At 42.6% G+C, this 21,447-nt stretch carries 14 protein-coding genes; 9 read left to right on the forward strand and 5 right to left on the reverse strand.

Annotation, left to right across the window (positions count from 1 at the left end; translation table 11 throughout):
• Nucleotides 1-36: 36 nt before the first annotated feature.
• Entirely contained in the window at nucleotides 37-663 is a 627-nt protein-coding gene (locus ACK2WI_RS08745) for a SprT-like domain-containing protein (RefSeq protein WP_409150409.1), read from the reverse strand.
• A 149-nt stretch (nucleotides 664-812) separates the two neighbouring features.
• On the opposite strand from ACK2WI_RS08745, the gene recN reads away from it, so the two are divergent.
• The gene (gene recN, locus ACK2WI_RS08750; protein ID WP_409150411.1) at nucleotides 813-2,465 is read left to right on the forward strand and encodes a DNA repair protein RecN; all 1,653 of its coding nucleotides are present in this window, start codon (nucleotides 813-815) and stop codon (nucleotides 2,463-2,465) included.
• A 40-nt stretch (nucleotides 2,466-2,505) separates the two neighbouring features.
• On the opposite strand, the gene ACK2WI_RS08755 is transcribed toward recN, so the two are convergent.
• The 4 genes from ACK2WI_RS08755 to ettA form a co-directional block, all read right to left on the reverse strand.
• The gene (locus ACK2WI_RS08755) at nucleotides 2,506-2,913 is read right to left on the reverse strand and encodes a hypothetical protein (protein ID WP_312696642.1); all 408 of its coding nucleotides are present in this window, start codon (nucleotides 2,911-2,913) and stop codon (nucleotides 2,506-2,508) included.
• A 135-nt stretch (nucleotides 2,914-3,048) separates the two neighbouring features.
• Nucleotides 3,049-4,107 carry a response regulator gene (locus ACK2WI_RS08760; RefSeq protein ID WP_093099030.1) on the reverse strand — a complete coding sequence of 353 codons (1,059 nt, stop codon included), beginning with the start codon at nucleotides 4,105-4,107 and terminating at the stop codon, nucleotides 3,049-3,051.
• Nucleotides 4,107-5,294: a PAS domain-containing sensor histidine kinase gene (locus tag ACK2WI_RS08765; protein WP_093099092.1), complete on the reverse strand. Its 1,188-nt coding sequence runs from the start codon at nucleotides 5,292-5,294 to the stop codon at nucleotides 4,107-4,109. Before ACK2WI_RS08765 ends, ACK2WI_RS08760 begins: the two co-directional genes overlap by 1 nt.
• Before the next feature lie 7 nt (nucleotides 5,295-5,301).
• A complete protein-coding gene (ettA, locus tag ACK2WI_RS08770; protein WP_312696643.1) occupies nucleotides 5,302-6,984 on the reverse strand; it encodes an energy-dependent translational throttle protein EttA in 1,683 nt (560 codons plus the stop codon).
• 180 nt (nucleotides 6,985-7,164) lie between these two features.
• On the opposite strand from ettA, the gene ACK2WI_RS08775 reads away from it, so the two are divergent.
• The 8 genes from ACK2WI_RS08775 (at nucleotide 7,165) to ACK2WI_RS08810 (ending at nucleotide 20,601) form a co-directional block, all read left to right on the forward strand.
• A complete protein-coding gene (locus ACK2WI_RS08775; protein WP_093099033.1) occupies nucleotides 7,165-9,726 on the forward strand; it encodes an ATP-dependent Clp protease ATP-binding subunit in 2,562 nt (853 codons plus the stop codon).
• Nucleotides 9,727-9,989: 263 nt separating this feature from the next.
• Nucleotides 9,990-10,451, forward strand: a complete 462-nt coding sequence (locus tag ACK2WI_RS08780) for a hypothetical protein (protein WP_093099035.1) — start codon at nucleotides 9,990-9,992, stop codon at nucleotides 10,449-10,451.
• Nucleotides 10,411-11,775, forward strand: coding sequence for an oxygen-independent coproporphyrinogen III oxidase (hemN, locus tag ACK2WI_RS08785; protein WP_312696644.1), 1,365 nt, complete (start codon nucleotides 10,411-10,413; stop codon nucleotides 11,773-11,775). Before ACK2WI_RS08780 ends, hemN begins: the two co-directional genes overlap by 41 nt.
• Nucleotides 11,776-11,790: 15 nt before the next feature.
• Nucleotides 11,791-14,187: a heavy metal translocating P-type ATPase gene (locus ACK2WI_RS08790; RefSeq protein ID WP_409150412.1), complete on the forward strand. Its 2,397-nt coding sequence runs from the start codon at nucleotides 11,791-11,793 to the stop codon at nucleotides 14,185-14,187.
• A gap of 9 nt (nucleotides 14,188-14,196) precedes the next feature.
• The gene (gene ccoS / locus ACK2WI_RS08795) at nucleotides 14,197-14,382 is read left to right on the forward strand and encodes a cbb3-type cytochrome oxidase assembly protein CcoS (protein ID WP_093099041.1); all 186 of its coding nucleotides are present in this window, start codon (nucleotides 14,197-14,199) and stop codon (nucleotides 14,380-14,382) included.
• Between the two features lie 63 nt (nucleotides 14,383-14,445).
• Entirely contained in the window at nucleotides 14,446-14,811 is a 366-nt protein-coding gene (locus tag ACK2WI_RS08800; protein WP_312696646.1) for a hypothetical protein, read from the forward strand.
• Between the two features lie 115 nt (nucleotides 14,812-14,926).
• Complete coding sequence (locus ACK2WI_RS08805; protein WP_409150413.1) at nucleotides 14,927-16,033, forward strand: efflux RND transporter periplasmic adaptor subunit; 1,107 nt, start codon at nucleotides 14,927-14,929, stop codon at nucleotides 16,031-16,033.
• Between the two features lie 17 nt (nucleotides 16,034-16,050).
• Nucleotides 16,051-20,601, forward strand: coding sequence for an efflux RND transporter permease subunit (locus ACK2WI_RS08810; protein ID WP_093099047.1), 4,551 nt, complete (start codon nucleotides 16,051-16,053; stop codon nucleotides 20,599-20,601).
• Nucleotides 20,602-21,447: the final 846 nt, after the last annotated feature.

Below are 21,447 nucleotides of genomic sequence, written 5' to 3' on the forward strand. Positions count from 1 at the left end.
TTGATTATCAATTTTAGATTATATGGTTATCGCAATTTAAGAATTTGATTCCATTTCGATCGGTTTTACCTCAGCAATCGGGTGAAATAGATAAATTCGCTGTGTTTTTACTTCCAAACACTTATATCTTTTCCGCAATCGATCCAATTTCTGGAAAACCCTGCCGTTTTTTATGCTGAAATAACTATTGAATTCAATGGTATCAATCGTTACGGTTTCAAATTCTGACTTATCATAAGATTTAAGGACCTTATATAAGGTCAAGTCCGTACAACTAGAAGCTGCCGGATTGTCCATGTATTTGACCAATGCCAAAGTGATGTCTTCCGGAAACAGATTCAATTTAAGGAATGCATCCATTAAACTTTTGAAGTTGTTTTTCCATTCCTTTCCATGGGGTTTTACCTTGTTCTTATGCTGTTGCCAAGTTTTTAGGTGAGCAAACTCATGTACCGTCGTAATCAAAAAAGAATAGGGATTCAGATCGTGGTTGATGGTGATCTGATGGGGTTCGTTTTTGAAAGGCGAACGGTAATCTCCCAGTTTGGATGCTCTGGAACGAGTCACCTTAAACCTACAGGCAGTATCATTGATCCATTCAGAAATGATAGGGGCTGCGGTAGACGGGATATACTTACTTAACTGTTTGCTAAAATCAGGCATGAAATACAAACATATCAGTTTTTTAGAGATTTCAGAATATTAATGCCTTAATTTTAGCTTGGGATGAGAATTATTTATATTTGATGAGGAACAGCATGTTAGGGATTAAATGGACTATTTCAACATGTTGCTAAAGCACAAAGGAGCGAATGTTAAGCAAACTACAGATAAAAAACTATGCATTGATTGATGCATTGGACATTAATTTCGACGACAAACTCAATATCATAACAGGTGAAACTGGAGCGGGTAAATCCATTATTATGGGTGCTCTAGGTCTAATCTTGGGCAATAGGGCCGAGAGCAAGCATTTCTTCGATGAATCAAGGAAATGTATAATCGAAGGTCACTTCTATATCAAAGACTATAACCTTCAAGATCTTTTCAATTCTTTGGACCTGGACTATGAGGATACCAGTCTGATCCGAAGAGAGCTCCATGCCGATGGCAAATCAAGAGCTTTTGTCAATGATACCCCTGTAACCTTGCAAACGCTTAAGGTCCTAGGGGAGAAGTTGATCGATATTCACTCCCAGCATGCTACCTTGCAAATCAATACAGAATCTTTCCAACTACTGGTTTTGGATACCGTAGCGCAAAACCAATCTGTACTTGCTGACTATAAAAAGAAATACCAAGAATATAAACGTACAGTCGCTGAACTCAAGCAATTAGAAGAAGATTTGGCAAAGGCCAGATCGGAATCCGATTATCAGCAATTTGTTTTCAACGAATTGGAACAAGCTAATCTTCAAGATCAAGAACAAGAAGGGTTGGAAGCTGAACAGTCTCAACTGGAAAATGCCGAAGAGATAAAACGCCATTTCCATGCGGCAAGTTCTGAGCTTCAGGATGGTGAAATCAATGTATTGGATAGCTTAAAGCAAGCATTGAGTTCCTTGCAGAATGGTGCCCGTTATCTACCATCTTCAGAATCCCTTGTCGACAGATTGCAGAGTAGTTTGATCGAATTGAAGGATCTAAGTGCTGAAGTAGAACAGGTAGCAGAGGGGATCAGCATGGATGAAGAGCGCTTGAGCATCGTGAATGAAAGGCTCTCCATTTTATATGATCTGCAAAAGAAGCATCGCGTTACTACTGTAAAAGAGCTCTTGGAATTAAAACAAGACTTGGAAAACAAATTACAAGCTACGGATTCGCAAGGTGAGCAGATTGAAGTGTTAAAGGTTAAAATTGAAAAGCTGTATCAGGAAATAGCCAAGTTGGCCGATCAATTGACCAAAAACAGGAACAAGGCAACCAAGATCGTAGAGAAGGAAGTTCAAGGGGTGCTGTCCAGAGTTGGAATGCCACATGCCCAATTGAATGTTGAACTCAATAAACTATCGGATTTCAAATCATCCGGACAAGATGAGGTTTCCTTTCTTTTTTCGGCCAACAAAGGGCAAGCTTTGCAGCCTATCCATCGGGTGGCCTCAGGCGGAGAGCTTTCCAGAGTGATGCTGGCCATTAAATCTTTGGTCGCTAAAACATCCGCATTACCGACCATCATCTTTGATGAGATTGATACCGGGATTTCGGGAGAAGTAGCCTTAAGGGTAGGAGAATTGATGGAAGAGCTAGCTGAGAACATGCAGGTGATCAGTATTACTCACTTACCGCAGATTGCCTCACAAGGGAATAGCCACTTTAAAGTATATAAAGAGGATAAGGGCAATAAAACGAAATCAAATATTGTGTTGATGAATGAGGAGGAGAGGGTCTTGGAAATAGCACAAATGTTGAGCGGTGCCAATCCGGAAGATACGGCAATACAACATGCCAAAGAAATGTTGAAATAAAGAAAAAGGGGCACGATCAATCATGCCCCTTTTCTATATCTTAGTTACCAACGTCTGCATCGGTTAATACAATCTTAACGCGCATAGCTTTTGGAGGAGTATTACCTGACAAATTCTCTGCGGTTAGAAAAACCTTTCCTACAGAATAAGCGGCATTATAGCCAAAACCAAATAATTTTTCTGAAGGGATGTTGTGGAATGTTCCAGTTTGATCTTCAAACTGTATGGCCACACTAACGTGTCCATCTTCATAATAAACATCATCAAGATCTGGTACTGAAATAACAGCTTCAAAAATACCTGTTGAAACCCTATCCCAGTCACCTGGTGCCAATGGGTGATAATAACTTACCCCTGGTAAATAATTTGTCACATATTCCTTTGTACAAGAGCTAAAGCTTACTAAAGAAGCTGTACCAATTGCGAGTGCTAATAAAAGTTTTTTCATGAGTGGTAAAAGTTATTTTGTAAATAATTTCATTCTTCTTTCTTATTCAGACAGATAAACTGTAAGAAAGTTTAAAGAATGAAGCAAAAACATGACCACTTTTTGAAACTTTTATATAAAGGAAGTCTTCAAGCCTTATTGTTTGATGTTTTTCAGGCGGTTAACCGAAAATATTTTGATGGCATTTCCTTCCTTAGTCAGTAACTTTTCGTCCTTAAAATCGGCCAGCATCCTACTGATTGTCTCATTTGCCGTACCTGCTAAGGCCGCAAGATCATCTCTGGAAATCTTGATGGTGACTTCATCGGATTCAATGTCTGATTTCTCGGCAACATTCACCAAAGCATTGGCCACTCGCTTGCGGACAGAATCGTAGGCAAAGCCTAACATCTGCTCTTCTTTTTCACGAATGTTTTGAGAAAGGACCTTAATTAACTTAGAGGCAATTCCTGGCTTTTTGTACAGTAGTTCAAAGAAATTATCCTTATGGATCAAAGCGATTTCCGCATCTTCAAGCGTCGCAGAATTGTCCCCATACTTATCATTCAATAAGACAGATTCTAAGCCGAAGAATTGGTTTTCTACATAGATGTTGGTGGAAAGTTCTCTACCGTCCTTATAGTTTAAGAAACTACGTACTTTCCCTTTCTTAATATAATATACATACACTGGTGTATCACCAGCTTCGTAAATAGTTTGTTTCTTTTTGATGTTCTTGATCCGGCCATGATCCGCCAGATCTTGCAATAGATAGGCTTGCTCTTGTTCGTCGAGTCTTAGGCTATCGATATTAGGAACGGCCTTAGTTTGTAACTGTGCGCGCTTTTTGAAACGGCTTTCTATGGCGTTCAGTAATTCCATGTCGTCGAATGGCTTGGTCAGATAATCATCTGCTCCCATTTCCATGGCTTTGCGCAAGTCTGCTTTCTCGGTTTTGGCGGTAAGGAAAATAAAGGGGATCTGTTGGGTATTTTCATGTTTGCTCAACATATAAAGTACGCCGTAGCCATCCAGTTCAGGCATCATGATATCACAAAGAATCAGATCTGGCTTATGTTTAATGGCCATATCTACTCCAGTTTTACCTTCTTCAGCTACCAATACAGAATATTCCCCGGTTAATTCCAATATTTCCGCTGTGCTCTCGCGAATGTCACTGTTGTCTTCGATTATTAATATTTTCCTCTTTTCCATTATTCTTGGATAAAAAACATCTTAAAAATTGCTCCTTGATTTACTTCTGACCAATATTCCAAACGTCCTCCCATCAATTCAACATATCGTTTCACAATATTCAACCCTAAACCAGTGCCCGGAATACTTCCCGTATTATTGGCACGGAAGAAAGGCTCAAATAGGCTCTTCTGTTCTTCCAATGGGATACCGATCCCGTTGTCTTTTACTGTAACCAGAAGCTGGTTTCTGCCGATCTGGGTGTTGAATTCTATAAAGGTATCTTCACCCGAATATTTGATGGCATTGGAAATCAGATTGATGATACTGTTTTTCAATAGATTAGGATCTATGATAAAATCAGATTCTTCACCGGTATGTTGGTACAGGATATGTTGGTTTTTCTTACAGATCAATTGCATCTCCTCGGCGATTTCCTCACCAAGGTGCACAATGTTGGTATTCGATTTATTTACGATGACTACCCCCGCCTCAAGTTTCTCAAGGTTCAGGAAGTCATTCAAGATCGTGTTCAATAACTGTACAGAACCTTTGATTCGGCTGGTATGTTTCTCGATCGGGCCGTATTCCTGTTTGTCAACATAGCGATCGATCAATGATGCAGATAGCTGAACAGAACTCAGAGGAGTCCTGAATTCATGCGATGCCATAGAAACAAACCTGGATTTTAATTGGCTCAATTCCTTTTCCTTTTCCAAGGAAACACTGACATCGGCCTTTGCCCTCTCCAATTCGGAAACGAGCTTGATCAGGTCCTTGGTCCTTTCCCTCACTTTAAGTTCCAGTTCCTGGGTATGCTTCTTAAGCTCGCTTTCAGCTTGTTTTTCCTTGGTCAGGTCGTGTACAAAGCCCGTAAAGATCTTCCGGTCTTTGTAAAAAACTTCGCTGACAGCTAGGCGAAAAGGGAAAGTAGAGCCATCTTTTTTCAAGCCTCTCACCTCGCGCCCAATTCCAATGATTCGCTTTTTGCCAGTTTCTTCATAATTGGCAATATAACGGTCATGGTTAGAACGGTCAGGTTCGGGCATCAATACCGAAATATTTCTGCCCACTACTTCTTCAGCTCTGTAGCCGAAGAGTTCCAAGGCTGCAGGGTTGATGCTCTCTACAATTCCGTGATTATCGATCGTAATGATGCCATCAATGGCATTTTCGATGATCGCTTCTAATAGCCTAGCTGATTCCAACACGTTTTTATTTTACTAATTTTTTGTATTTGATTCGTTTCGGACCAATATCCCCTAAACGTTTTTTACGATTCTCCTCGTATTCTGTATAGTTACCCTCAAAGAAATAAACTTGCGAATCTCCTTCAAAAGCCAAGATATGGGTACAGATCCTGTTCAAGAACCAACGGTCGTGGGAAATAATTACCGCGCATCCGCCGAAGTTCTCAAGACCTTCTTCCAAGGCCCGTAATGTATTTACGTCGATATCGTTGGTAGGCTCATCCAGTAACAAGACGTTTGAACCTTTCTTCAAAGTAATGGCTAAGTGCACGCGATTACGCTCTCCACCTGATAATACGCCTACCTTTTTCTGTTGGTCAGCTCCATTGAAGTTGAATTTGGAAACATAAGCCCTTGAGTTCATGGACTTATTGCCCAACATAATGTTCTCATTGCCGCCGGTGATATTTTCCCATACCGTTTTGTTAGGGTCAAGGTCATCGTGCATTTGATCTACATATCCTAAAGCTACGGTTTCTCCAACCTTAAATGTTCCGGTATCTGCCTGTTCTTGGCCAGTAATCAAACGGAATAAAGTAGTCTTACCCGCACCATTAGGGCCAATGATCCCCACAATCCCTGCAGGAGGGAGGGAGAAGCTTAGGTTCTCGAATAAAATTCTATCCCCGTAAGCCTTGCTGATGTTATCAGCCTCGATCACCACATTCCCCAAACGAGGTCCCGGTGGGATAAATAACTCTAATTTTTCTTCGCGTTCTTTGGTTTCCTCTGAAGCTAATTTTTCATAGTTATGCAAACGAGCTTTAGATTTGGCATGTCTCGCTTTCGGAGCCATCCTTACCCATTCCAACTCACGTTCTAGTGTTTTCTGGCGTTTGCTTTCGGTTTTCTCCTCTTGGGCTAAACGTTTAGCTTTTTGGTCCAACCAAGATGAATAGTTTCCTTTCCATGGAATACCTTCTCCACGGTCAAGTTCCAGGATCCAACCCGCCACATTATCCAAGAAATAACGGTCGTGGGTCACGGCGATCACTGTCCCTTTATACTGTTGCAAGTGTTGTTCCAACCAGTCAATAGACTCCGCGTCCAAGTGGTTGGTCGGCTCATCTAATAATAAAACGTCAGGTTCTTGTAATAATAGTCGACACATTGCTACCCGTCTGCGTTCTCCTCCTGACAAATTGGCAATTAAAGCGTCAGGCTCTGGGCATCTTAAGGCGTCCATTGCGCGCTCCAATTTGCTGTCCAATTCCCATGCATTTGTGGCGTCTATAATATCTTGTAATTCACCTTGTCTAGCCAAAAGTTTATCCATCTCATCTGGATTTTCATAAACCTCCGGAAGACCAAATTTCTCATTGATTTCTTCGTATTCTTTCAAGATCGAAGCAGTCTCGGCAACTCCTTCTTCCACAATCTCTTTAACGGTCTTTGTAGGGTCCAATTCAGGCTCCTGAGCCAAATAACCCACAGAATAGCCCGGTGAGAAAACAACCTCACCTTGGTAGGATTTATCGAGTCCAGCGATGATCTTCAATAATGAAGATTTACCGGAGCCATTTAAACCTATTACACCGATTTTCGCTCCATAGAAGAAAGAAAGATAAATGTTCTTAAGTACTTGTTTGGATGGGGGATAAATTTTGTTTACCCCAGCCATTGAGAAGATAATTTTTTCGTCAGACATAGGTGCTTTGAAATTTTCTTTTATGTTTTTACACAAAGATAATGGAATTACTGACAAATTGATAGTTTTCGCTTGGTGGCGCAATTGTTGATAAAAAATATTTATAACAAATGGGTGTGATTCGTATTTTTAGTACATTTATACTGTTGATCACCCGAATTTAATTGAGAAAGGAATTTAATGGAAGCAAAATTTTCACCCCGAGTTAAAGATGTTATATCATATAGTCGTGAGGAGGCTCTTCGCTTACGTCACGATTATATCGGTACCGAACATCTATTGCTAGGATTAATACGTGAGGGCGATGGAGTGGCAATTAAGATATTGAAGAATATCGGAGTTGACATGGGCGCAGTCCGCCAATCAGTGGAGGATGCTGTGAAAGGTTCTTCCGTTTCACGCTCTCCAATTAGTAATATGCCGCTAACTAAACAAGCCGAAAAGGTCTTGAAGATTACTTATTTGGAAGCTAAAATTTTTAAAAGTGATATCATTGGGACTGAACATCTCCTGTTAGCTATATTACGTGATGAAGAAAACATCGCATCACAAATCTTACAGCAATTCAATGTTTCATATAACGTATTCAAAACCGAAGTCGAACAGAATGCCACTGGCATCACTGATGAAGCTTCTAGTACGCCTCCAGGAGGTGACGAAGAATACGCTGATGAAGACTCACAATTCTCCTCACCTAAAAAAGTTTCTGATATCAAGTCTAAAACCCCGGTTCTAGACAACTTCGGACGCGACTTGACCAAAGCAGCAGAAGAAGGTAAATTGGATCCTATCGTAGGTCGTGAGAAAGAAATTGAAAGGGTTTCGCAGATTCTTTCCCGTAGAAAGAAAAACAACCCTATCCTGATCGGTGAGCCCGGTGTCGGTAAATCAGCTATCGCTGAAGGCCTAGCACTGCGTATCATCCAAAGGAAAGTATCTAGAGTACTCTTCAACAAACGTGTGGTTACCTTAGACCTAGCATCGCTAGTGGCTGGTACCAAGTATAGAGGTCAGTTTGAAGAACGTATGAAAGCAGTAATGAATGAGTTGGAAAAATCCCCTGACGTAATCTTGTTTATCGACGAGATCCACACCATTGTTGGTGCAGGTGGTGCCTCAGGTTCATTGGACGCTTCGAATATGTTCAAACCTGCCTTGGCACGTGGAGAGATCCAATGTATCGGTGCTACTACACTAGATGAATACCGTCAGTATATTGAGAAAGATGGTGCATTAGACCGTCGTTTCCAAAAAGTAACTGTAGAACCTACTTCTATCGACGATACGATCGAAATCTTGAACCGTATCAAAGATAAATATGAGGAACACCACAATGTTACTTATACACCAGAAGCTATTGATGCCTGTGTGTCCTTGACCACAAGATATATCACGGATAGATTCTTGCCAGATAAAGCTATCGATGCTTTAGATGAATCAGGATCACGTGTACACTTGAACAATATCCATGTTCCTCAATCCATCATCGATATCGAAGAGAAAATCGAGGAAGTTAAAGTGGAGAAAAACAAGGTTGTCCGCAGTCAGAAATATGAAGAAGCTGCCAAACTTCGTGATACGGAAAAGAAATTGATCGAGGAATTGGAGAAAGAAAAAGCAGCATGGGAAGCAGAAACCAAAACGAAACGCTATACCGTTACAGAAGATAATGTAGCTGAAGTGGTTTCCATGATGACTGGTATCCCAGTGCAACGTGTCAGCCAATCGGATAGCCAAAAACTACTCAACATGGGCGAGTCCATGAAAGGTAGGATCATTGGTCAGGACGATGCGGTTCAGAAATTGGTGAAAGCCATCCAACGTACGCGTGCAGGATTGAAAGATCCGAAGAAACCTATCGGTTCCTTCATCTTCTTAGGTCCTACAGGTGTTGGTAAAACTGAATTGGCAAAAGAGCTTGCGCGCTTCATGTTTGATTCTGAAGACGCCTTGATCCAAATCGATATGAGTGAATACATGGAGAAATTCGCTGTGTCTCGCTTAGTCGGTGCGCCTCCGGGATATGTAGGTTATGAAGAAGGGGGTCAGTTGACTGAAAAGGTTCGCCGTAAGCCATACGCTGTCGTGTTATTGGATGAGATTGAAAAAGCTCACCCTGATGTATTCAACTTGTTGTTGCAAGTCTTGGATGAAGGTCAGTTGACAGATAGCCTTGGTCGCAAGGTTGACTTTAGAAACACCATCATCATCATGACTTCGAATATCGGTGCTCGTCAGTTGAAAGAGTTCGGTCAAGGTGTAGGATTTACTACAGCTGCGAAAGAAAATCAAGCTGACTCGCATTCAAGAGGGGTAATCGAAACTGCATTAAAACGTGCATTCGCTCCTGAGTTCTTGAACCGTATCGATGATGTGATCGTGTTTAACTCATTGACAAAAGAGCATATCTTCAAAATTATTGATATAGAGCTTAGATCATTGTTTGCCCGTATCGAAGGATTAGGTCATAAAATTAACTTGACTGAAGCCGCCAAAAACTACATTGCTGAAAAAGGATATGACAGCAACTTTGGCGCAAGACCTTTGAAACGTGCCATCCAAAAATACCTAGAAGATCCAATCGCCGAAGAAATCCTTAAAGGAGAACTTAAAACCGGTGATACTATCTTGGTGGACTATGATGATGAAAAGAAAGACATCGTTGTTTCTTCTTCGAAGAACGAAAAGGACGATGACTCTTCACTAGCTTCTGATGTCAAGAACAACAAGAAAAAAGATTAATAGAAGAAATATCCAATACGGCGGCCTGAAAGCAATTTCAGGCCGCTTTTTTTATGCGAATTACTTCTGGATCAATCCTGTTTGTTGTCAATTTATTCAAAATAGGTTCCCTAATTCCTAACTTTTCATACCCAGCAAACACTAAATCCCCGTTGCTTTTCACTCCACAAACATGATTTATATCACTTTCTCTTATGATGCAGTTCATTCGTTTGTGGTTGCTTAAACGCTAATTTTGGAACAATAACTACTTTACTTAAGGGATGAGAGTGATTGCATATAACATTTTGGGGCCAGAGAAGGAGCACCTCGCCAAGGCAAATGGTAAGGTACATGATTTGACTTTGATATCAAACGAGTTGAATTTTAGTACCATGCACTATGCCATCGGTAAAGAGGCTGTCATCATTTCCGACCGCGATGTGTTGGATAGAGTAATGTTATTTGAACTCTATAAAATCGGAATTAGAAATATTATCACCCGATCGAGATCCACCGACCATATTGACCTAGATTATGCCGGAGAATTGAAAATACACGTTGCAAACGTCCCTTTCGATAATACCCTTGAAGGAATTGCCAAACAGACCATCATGAACCTTACCCAATGGATGGTAGGTGGCTGTACGGGGGATGCTTGTCAATGTAGAATGGAATGCAATAAAAAGGTAAAATATAGACGATATGGAAACGGAGATTCTAAACAAACTGATCAACAAATATAATGTAGCGGCACCTCGCTATACCAGTTATCCAACAGTACCTTTCTGGGAAAACGAACGTTTTAACGAAGCCGACTGGCGACAAAGAGTGGCTTTGAACTTTAACAAGTCCAAAGATCAGGGAATCAGCATTTATGTGCACCTGCCATTCTGCGAGAGTCTATGTACCTATTGTGGTTGCAATACCCGTATCACCAAAAACCACCAAGTCGAAGATCCATATATTACATCCCTGCTGAAAGAATGGCAGATGTATAAAGATATCCTGAAAGAAGATAAACTCAAGATTGCGGAAATCCACTTAGGAGGAGGTACCCCAACATTCTTCACCGCAGAAAATCTGCACCGTTTGATCGCAGGTCTGTTGGAAGGAAATGAAAAAACAGCAGATGCCTCCTTTTCTTTCGAGGCCCATCCTGCCAATACAACTTACGAACACTTAAAGACCCTTTACGATCTAGGTTTTAAGAGACTGAGCTTAGGGATCCAAGATTTCGACGAGAAAGTCCAATTTATCATCAATAGACATCAAACTGTAGAAGATGTCGCTCGCGTCATGCAAGATGCCAGAGGCCTAGGCTATGAATCTATCAACTTCGATTTGATTTATGGACTACCTCTGCAAACTGCTGAATCGGTGCGGATGACAATCGAACATTCGATGAAATTAAATCCAGACCGGATCTCCTTCTATAGCTATGCCCATGTGCCTTGGATCAAACCAGGTCAACGCAGATTTACAGAACATGACCTTCCAGTTGGCGAGGAGAAATTGAACCTATATAAACTTGGAAAACAGATGATTCAAGAAAGCGGTTATAAAGACGTAGGTATGGATCACTTTGCCAAAACAGACGATGCCTTATATATTGCATCCTTGGATGGTACCCTGCACCGTAACTTTATGGGGTATGCAGATCGCTATACGCCATTATTGATCGGTCTAGGCGTTTCTTCCATCAGTGATGCTTGGACAGCTTTTGCCCAAAACGTCAAAACCGTCGAAGAATACCATAAGCTTATCGGCGAAGGTACTTTGCCAGTTGTGAAAGGCCATATTCTAAATGATGAGGATCTTGTCATCCGTGAATACATCCTGGATATGATGTGCCGTGGAAAAGTTCAGTTGAAAGAAGGCTTTGAACTAAATGAGAGAATCATCGAACGCCTTCAACCACTGATCGCTGATGAATTGGTAAGCGTTGAGCAAAATATCGTTCAGATCAGCGAACTGGGGAAATCTTTCCTTCGTAATGTCTGCATGGCCTTTGATGAACGCCTCCAAAAAACAAAAGAAAGAGACAATCTATTCAGTCAAGCTATTTAACCTTATATTTATACTATGTCAACAAAAGGGGAATTGCAATTAAACACAATTTGCTATCACTGCGGTGATCCGGTGGAAGATGCTGCCTATATCTTAGAAGACCATCGCTTTTGTTGCTTAGGCTGCCAAACAGTTTATCAGATCTTGAATGATAACAACATGGCATCTTATTATAAATACAATACTCATCCAGGAAAATCCCAAAAAGCACAGAAAGAGGACCTTTCTTACCTGGATGAACCCAATATCATTGCCAAACTGGTGGATTATCAGGACAATGAGCAAGCCATCATTACTTTTTATGTGCCTGCCATCCACTGTAGCTCCTGCATTTGGCTGCTTGAACATTTATATAAATTGAACCCTGGCGTGAAGGCTTCGCAAGTAGACTTCATGAAAAAACAAGCCAGTATCACTTTCAAAAAAGAGGAAATATCCCTTCGTGATCTGGTAGACCTCTTGCACAAGATTGGATACGATCCTAAGATTACCCTACAGGATGTCGTAAAAGAAGGAAAGAAAATCAACCAAAATGGACTGATTGCAAAAATCACCGTGGCAGGATTCTGTTTCGGTAACTCCATGATGATTTCCTTTCCCGAATATTTTGGTATGGGAGAATTTGAAAGACAGTATTCCAATTTCTTCAACTATATGAATTTGGCATTCGGTCTTCCAGTCCTATTATATAGTGCATCTGATTATTTCAAATCTGCCTGGTTAAGCCTAAAGCAGAAACGTTTGAACCTCGATGTGCCATTGGCACTAGGTATCTTCGTGCTTTTCTTCCGTTCGGCATTTGAAATCATTTCACAGACGGGAGCAGGATTTATGGATACCTTATGTAGTCTGGTGTTCTTTATCTTGATTGGTAAATACGTACAACAAAGAACTTATTATCATATTTCTTTCGAACGCGATTACCGTTCTTATTTTCCAGTGGCGGTGACTGTGTTGGATGAAGGAATTGCAAAGCCTACTCAGATCGCAGACCTACAGGTTGGAGATCGGATCTTGGTCCGCAATAATGAGATCATTCCTGCCGATGCCATTTTATTGAATGGCAATGCATCGGTAGATTTCAGCTTTGTGACTGGAGAGAGTAAACCCGTTGAAAAAGTATTGGGCGAGGTGGTATATGCAGGAGGAAGGCAAATGGGGGAGGCCATTGAGCTAGAAGTAGTCAAAGCGGTTTCCCAAAGTTATTTGACCAAGCTCTGGAACAATGACAGCCTGAAACAGTATGAAAAGAAATTTGAAACCTTCGTTGGTTTTATCAGTAAGTATTTCACCATCGGTCTATTGATGATTGCCTTTGCGGCATGTGTATTTTGGATCGCAGGCGGAAATGCCGATAAAGCTTGGGGCGCATTTACAGCGGTATTGATTATTGCCTGCCCTTGTGCCTTGGCCTTGAGCTCGCCGTTTACCCTTTCAGCTGCCTTGAGCATCTTCGATAAAAATAAATTGTACATCAAGAATACCGCCGCTATTGAACAAATGGCCGCTATTGATACCGTCGTGTTTGATAAGACTGGTACTATTTCTTCTCCAAACGCATCCAGCATGTATTTCGAAGGAAATTTAAATCCCATCGAACGAAACCTCTTGGCTTCCTTGTGTAGAAACTCAAACCACCCTTTGAGTAGAGAGATCATCAAATGGTTGGGAGATGTGCAGATGCTGAATATTGAGGATTATGAAGAGGTCGTGGGTAGGGGACAATCTGGAAAATACCAAGATTTCAGCATTCAGATCGGAAGTGCCAGTTATGTGAATACTGCCAAAGTCGATTTAGAAGGCTCTGTGGTATATGTCAAGATCAATGGTACCTTAAAAGGATATTTTACCCTTGAACAGTCATGGCGTACAGGATTATCCGAGGTTATCAATGAATTAAAAGTGGAGCAATATGGCCTACATTTAATATCGGGAGATAATGAGCGTCGTGCTGATGCTTTACGCATGATATTCCCTTCAAAGGCTAAACTCCTGTTCAACCAAACTCCAGCTGCCAAATTGGATAAGATCACAGAATGGCAACAGGAAGGCAAAAAAGTCTGTATGTTGGGTGATGGGCTGAACGATGCTGGCGCATTGAGGAAAGCAGATCTGGGCATTGCTGTTTCTGATGATATCAATAATTTCTCGCCCGGCTGTGATGCCATCTTAGATGGCGAAGCATTCCATAAATTGCCAAAATTCTTTGATTTCAGTAAGGATGCGGTCAAGGTCATCAAGATGTCCTTCATCATTTCCCTATTATATAATGTAATCGGTATCAGTTTCGCGGTCCAGGGAACCATGTCGCCCTTGTTCGCGGCTATCCTCATGCCAATCAGTACCGTCACTATTATTTCCTTCACCAGTTTGATGACTAGGGGATATGCAAAACGGAGAAAATTAATTTAACTTTGTACTATGAACATCATATTTTTCTTAATTGGCTGTAGTGTTTTGATTGCACTGTTCTTTTTAGGAGCGTTCTTTTGGGCGAGCAAAAACGGACAGCATGAAGATACCTATACTCCTTCGGTAAGAATCTTGTTTGACGATGAGCCCAGCAATCCGGAACCCGAAGCTGAAAAAGTAGCCCCAAAAAATTAAAATCACAGTTTTTTTACATTCCTAATACCTTTTTGCTTAACGCCTTGCTTATCTTTGTGGCGTATGTTTCGACTGTTACATTTCTTGGCGCTATTCGGTTACCTCAATGTCCTATGTTTGGAGGTAAAGTCTATCGACCTTTTTGGTTCCGCTAATGTGGTAGCCAATGAAACCCTAGTCGAAGTCGTATTGGAAGAGGTTCTTAACCTTACTCATCCTGTAAATTCCGAGGTTCTTCCTGAAATCATCTTCGATGATTACCGAATCCTTTCCCTGTTTCTAGGATTGATCCCATTAGTTTTCTTCTTTAACTGGTTAATATCCAGACTTTACAGGGTCAAATCAACCATTAAACATCCGTTTTATCTGTCCAAGACACTATGCCTCCCTGGCTATTACCAGTTCTTGTATAGATACCGTCCTTTCTAAATTCCATTTTTTGTGCTTTCAGTCTTGGAAGTATAGGGATTGTTATGCCATCTGCATAGCAACCAACATCTATTGTATTCTATTTTATTTTTAATACCCATATTTTATAATTGCTATGAAAAAACAACACGTGCTACTTCCAGTAGTAGGTTGTGCATTATTAGTTGCGTCCTGTACTGCTACCAGTAACGAAAAGACAACTGCTAATGCACCTAAAGTCGTACCCGTATCTAATTTAGTTCAACTGGATACTGTCGTATACAAAGAGTATATCGCAGATATCCAGTCTCAACGTAATGTTGAATTACGCTCTCGTTTGGTAGGTTTCCTGGATAGGATCTTTGTAGACGAGGGTGCATTCGTAAAAAAAGGTCAGGTCCTGTTCTCTTTAGTTGCGGATGAATACAAAGCTGACTTGGCACAAGCCCAAGCAGCGGTCAGCAGTGCTGAAGCCGAAGTGAAAAAAGTAGAGTTGGAAATGGAAAGGACCCAAAAACTGGTTCAGAAAAATATCGTCAGCTCAACCGAATATGATCTATTGAAAGTTCAATTACGCGCTGCCAATGCCAAAGTTGGCGAAGCAGAAGCAATATTGAACCAAGCTAGAACAAGACTGTCAAATACCCAGATCCGTGCCCCATTTGATGGCAGAATTGACAGGATCCAATTGAAAGAGGGCTCTTTATTGGAAGAAGGATCACTTTTGACAACCATATCTGATATGGCAAACATGAATGTCTACTTTGATATCTCTGAACAAGAATATTTAGGTATCGCATCAGACTCCTCTTTTAATAGAAATAATTTTAAGAAAGAAGTGCAATTGATCCTTGCCAATGGTGCAGCTTATCCGAATACAGGAACCGCTGAAATCGTGGAAAGTGAATTTGAGGCCAGTACTGGATCAATTTCCCTTCGTGCTAAATTCAAAAATCCCGATGGACTATTGAAGCATGGTGCAACCGGAAGGATCGGGGTGCCTGTGCAAACTGGCGACCTGCTTTTGGTTCATCAGAAATCTGTTTTCGAAATCCAGGACAAAGCTTACGTATATACCTTAAAAGGTGATACCGTTAAGATGACCCCTTTCCAGAACGGACGTCGTGTTGGACATTATTACGTTGTGGAAAATGGTCTGCCGGCTGATGCTAAAGTAGTTTATGAAGGTGTACAATCCCTTCGTGATGGAATGGTTATTCAACCAAAAATGGTTAAAAACTAAGAAGGGAGCGGGATTTAATGTTTGAAAAATTTATTAAGAGGCCAGTGCTATCGCTGGTCATCTCGATCTTTATTACCCTTTTGGGTCTGTTGGCATTGTTTACCTTGCCCATTACCCAGTTCCCCGATATCGTTCCTCCCTCGGTGGTTGTAACGGCTAACTATACCGGTGCAAATGCCGAAGTAAGTACCAATGCCGTGGCAATTCCACTGGAAAAGGCGATCAATGGGGTGGCCGGAATGACCTATATGTCCTCCGTGTCCACAAATAACGGTAATACGCTGATCCAAGTTTTCTTTGAAGTGGGGACTGACCCAGATATTGCTGCGGTAAACGTGCAGAACAGGGTGACCACCGTTCTTGATGAATTGCCTGAAGAGGTAATCAAAGCCGGGGTAACCACGGAAAAGGAAGTAAACAGTATGTTGATGTATCTGAACTTGTATACAGATGATGAAACAGCTGATGAACGCTTTATCTACAACTTTACCGATATCAATATCCTAAAGGAATTGAAGCGTATCGAAGGGGTAGGCTTCGCCCAGATTATGGGTATGAAGGATTATGCGATGCGTATCTGGGTCAAACCGGACCGTCTTTCGGCCTATTCCATTTCTACTGAAGAACTGGTGGCTGCCTTGCGTAGACAGAATATCGAAGCTGCACCGGGACAAACCGGGATCAGTTCGGATAAAACCGTTAATATGCAGCAGTATGTATTGCGCTATCCCGGTAAGTTTACTGAAATCAGTGAATATGAAAATATACCGATCCGTGCCAATGTAGACGGATCGATTATCCGTATCAAGGATATCGCCGATGTTGAATTTGGTTCCCTGGATTATGAAATGGTTTCCAAAACCGATGGTAGACCTTCTGCATCGATCATGATCAAGCAGTTGCCGGGTTCGAATGCTCAAGAGGTAATCCAACGGGTTAAGGATCGTATGGCTGAATTGAAGGATGCCACTTTCCCTCCGGGAATGACCTATACCATGGGTTATGATGTATCCCGTTTCTTGAATGCCTCGATTTCCAGTGTACTGATTACCTTGGTCGAGGCCTTTATCCTCGTTTTCTTGGTGGTGTTTATATTCCTTCAAGATTTCCGGGCTACCATTATCCCAATTTTGGCAGTACCTGTCTGTTTGATCGGGTCCTTGTTCTTTATGCAGATGATGGGATTCTCCATCAACTTATTGACCTTGTTCGCACTCGTGCTCGCCATTGGTATCGTCGTCGACAACGGAATTGTCGTCGTCGAGGCCGTCTATGCCAAGATGGAAGAGGAACACCTCTCTCCAATGGAAGCAACATTGGCGGCAATGGACGAAGTTGGTTCGGCGGTTATCGCCATTACTTTAGTGATGTCAGCGGTATTCGTTCCGGTCGCCTTCCTGTCCGGTCCTGTGGGGATCTTCTACAGGCAGTTCTCACTGACCTTGGCAGCAGCGATTGTCATCTCAGGTATCAACGCCTTGACACTTACTCCGGCACTCTGTGCCATTATCCTGCGTTCCCCGCATGATAAAAAACCAAGCAATAACTGGTTGGATCGTTTCTTTAGAGGATTCAACAATGTATATAACAGAATTTCCGGAGGGTACAAAGGGTTGCTTTCCAAGATTGCAGGTCGTCGCATAATCACTTTATTAGGGTTAGTTATTATGTTCATCGCAACTTGGGGTTCCGCAGCAATCCTCCCTTCCGGATTTATTCCTACCGAAGATCAAGGTATGATCTATGTGGCGGTAACTACACCGCCAGGAGCAACGGTTGACCGTACCGAAGCGGTACTCAATGAAGTCGATAAGATCTCTAGAGAATTGGAAATGGTAGAAACGGTTTCCATCCTGGCAGGTTATAGTATCGTGACCGAAGTTTCCGGTGCTTCCTATGGTATGGGGATGATCAACTTAAAGGCTTGGGATGAAAGAAATGAATCCGTAGATGATGTCATGAAGATCCTTCGGGAGAAAACGGCACATATTGCTGATGCAGAAATCGAATTCTTCCCGCCACCAACCGTACCTGGTTTCGGTAACTCCTCGGGTTTCGAGTTGAGGTTATTGGATAGGTCTGGTAATGAAGACTTGGCTCAGACCAATGAAGTGGTGAATGAATTCATCAGTAAATTGGAACAGGACGAAGTCATTGAAAGTGCTTCAACCACCTTTGATGTTAACTTCCCTCAATATATGCTGAAGATCGATTATGATCAGGCAGCCAAAAAGGGAATCTCTGTAGAGAATTCGATGAATACCCTACAGACCTTATTAGGTAGTTTATATGCGACCAACTTTATCCGATACGGACAGATGTACAAAGTCATGGTACAATCGGATGCTTTTGCCAGACAGCGACCAGAGGATGTACTGAACCTTTATGTAAAAACGGAAGAAGGCGAAATGGTTCCTTACTCTTCTTTTATGACGATGGAAAGGGTTTATGGTCCTGAGCAGATCACACGTTATAATATGTTTACATCGGCCATGATCACTGGTCAAGCGGCGCCCGGCTTCAGTTCGGGACAAGCCATCGAAGCCGTAGAGCGCATTTCGGCTGAATTGCCTCAAGGTTATGCGATCGAATGGTCAGGGATGACACGTGAGCAGAAAATCTCGGGTAACCAAGCTGCATACATCTTCCTGTTATGTTTGGTATTTGTGTACCTATTATTGGCGGCGCAGTATGAAAGCTTCCTGTTGCCTTTACCGGTGTTATTATGTTTACCTGCCGGATTGTTCGGAGCCTTCTTGTTCCTGAAAGTATTCGGTCTGGAAAACAATATCTATGCACAGGTATCGCTCGTCATGTTGATTGGTCTATTGGGTAAGAATGCGATCTTGATCGTGGAGTATGCCAACCTGAAACGCAAGCAAGGCATGGATGTTTTGACGGCATCTATTGAAGGTGCGGTTGCACGTTTGCGCCCAATCTTAATGACGTCCTTTGCATTTGCTGCAGGTTTGATTCCATTGATGCTAGCCAATGGTGCTGGTGCTATCGGTAACAGAACGATTGGTTCCGCGGCAGTAGGAGGTATGGTTATCGGTACCATTATCGGAGTTATCGTAATTCCGGGTTTGGTGGTTCTTTTCTCAAAACGCGAAAAGAAAAAGAAAATCAAGCAAGCTGCAGTGGCAGTAGCGGTATTGCTCTTCATCACTTCTTGTTCGGTACCTAAAGCGAGTGTCCAACAAGATATCTCACCGACCTTGACCGGACAGGCTGATCAGGTCATGAAAGATTCCAGCTCGGTCGGGAGCTTAGCTTGGCGCAACGTTTTTACGGATGCCCAATTGATCTCCTTGATTGATTCGGCTCTGCTAAATAACCTGGATGTCCGTCAGGCGGTCCATAGGATTGAAATGGCGCAGGCCAATTTCAAGTTCCGTAAATCTGCCCTATATCCAAGCTTGGATGCTGCGGTGGAAGGTGGATTGAGGAAATATGGTCACTATACGGAATCAGGTATAGGTAATTATGACTCCAATTTTTCAGACAACCTTACAGATGATGAGAAAATCCCGGAACCCTTTATTCCAGATTATTTTGTCGGCGTACGTTCTTCTTGGGAATTGGATCTATGGGGCAAACTTCGGAATAGGAGAGAAGCTGCTTTCTTGAACCTGATGTCGGAAAGTGAATTGAAACGTTTGATCGAAACGGAATTGATTACTTCAATCGCTTCTGCTTATTATGAGCTGATGAGCCTTGACGAAAAGATCCAGGTCTACGAAGAGAATATCAAGCTCCATGAACGCGCCCTGGAAATTATCGAAGCGCAGAAGGAAGCAGGCCGTGCCGATGAGTTGGCCGTACAACAGTTCAAATCGCTTTTGTCACAGTCCAAAGCGAATCGTGCACACGCGGTCCAGGAGATCCTTGCCTATGAACATCAGATCAATTCGCTTTTGGGAAGGGTATATCAACCCATCCCTAGAAATGGCAATGGAATTGGTAGCAGCCTACTGTTCCAGGATCTGACCGTCGGTAATCTTGACGAGTTGTTAAATAACCGTCTCGATATCCGTAAAGCAGGAATGGACTTGAAAGCTGATTTCCACGAGTTGGAATCGACACGCTTGGCATTCTTGCCGACCGTAGCGATCTCGCCTTATCTGGGATTGCAGTCTTTCAGCTTTGATAAGCTTTTCAGTTTGGACAAATCCGTTACCTACGGCCTGTTCGGTGGTATCACCATGCCAATCTTTAGACAAAGGGAATTGAAATCGGAATACGAAAAAATGAAAGCTTCCTATGGAATCAGCTTTCTGGAATATGAAAAAACAGTCCTGAATGCTGTCAATGAAGTATCCTTGGCCTTGAACACACAAGATGCCATCGTTACCCGTGCAACGCATGTGAAGGACCAAGTGGCTGCTTTGGAATCTTCCATCGGAGCTGCGGAAGAACTGTTTATAGCAGGCCGGGTTACCTACCTGGATATCATCACTGCACAAAAAGGCTTGATCGAAGCGCAAGTTGCCGACGTGGACATTAACAAAGAGAAGATGCTGAATCAGGTCGTTCTCTATAAAGCCTTAGGTGGTGGATGGCAATAAATGGGTAAAGTAAAATAGATGGTGTGGGTGGACTTCGGTCCACCCATTTTTTTTGGAAAGGTTTTGAGGTGTTTTTCTGGGGGTCTGGTTCGGGACTCATTCGGGGCATGTTCGGGAAAGCTTCGGTGGAGGGAGCTGGATCGGCCGCAGCGTACCCGAGGATGGAAGGGGGACGCTGCGGGAATGGGAGGGGGATGGCATGGTTTGCTTTGCGAGATTTCGGAACGTGGGTCGAATGGGGTCAGCTGTAAAGGGAGGGGGGATTTTTGGGCCGGGGTTCCCGTCCACGGTAGGGGCGAATCGAATTCGCCCGCCCCACGCATTTGAACCAGGATTCCCCTCGGCTCCGCTCGGGGTACGGGATAAGAGGACGGGCCAAGATCTGGGCAGGGACCAGGATGGGGAGGATAGGAGGATGGGCCAAGACCATGGAAAGGCCCGGGAAGCCTCCCTTTTACCCTCCATTGCCCCTTTTTCCCTGCCCCCGGTAAAATTTATCTGGCAATGCTACAGCGAGTTATGCCCTTTGCCTAAAAATACTTTGGCGGTACCCTTGGAAGTGAAGGTAGTTTGTTCCTATCTTTGCACCACTCCGCAAGGGAGGGACGGCCGCAGGGCCACTGACATAAGGGAAGGAAAAGGGATGAGGGAAGGCCGGAACGGGCACTACCGAAACCACCGAAAAAGGGCCACAAAAAATATTTGAAAAAAGATTTTGCGGTTTCAGAAAAGGTTCCTACCTTTGCAGTCCCAACCAAGGGAAACAGCGACGGACGCGATGTCCGGAGCGGAAAAAAATGACAGATTGCGACCTTCCATTCCGGAAGGGACACAACATAAAAAAGC

This window comes from Sphingobacterium sp. BS-2 (assembly GCF_046161205.1).
GTDB classification, from domain to species: domain Bacteria; phylum Bacteroidota; class Bacteroidia; order Sphingobacteriales; family Sphingobacteriaceae; genus Sphingobacterium; species Sphingobacterium mizutaii.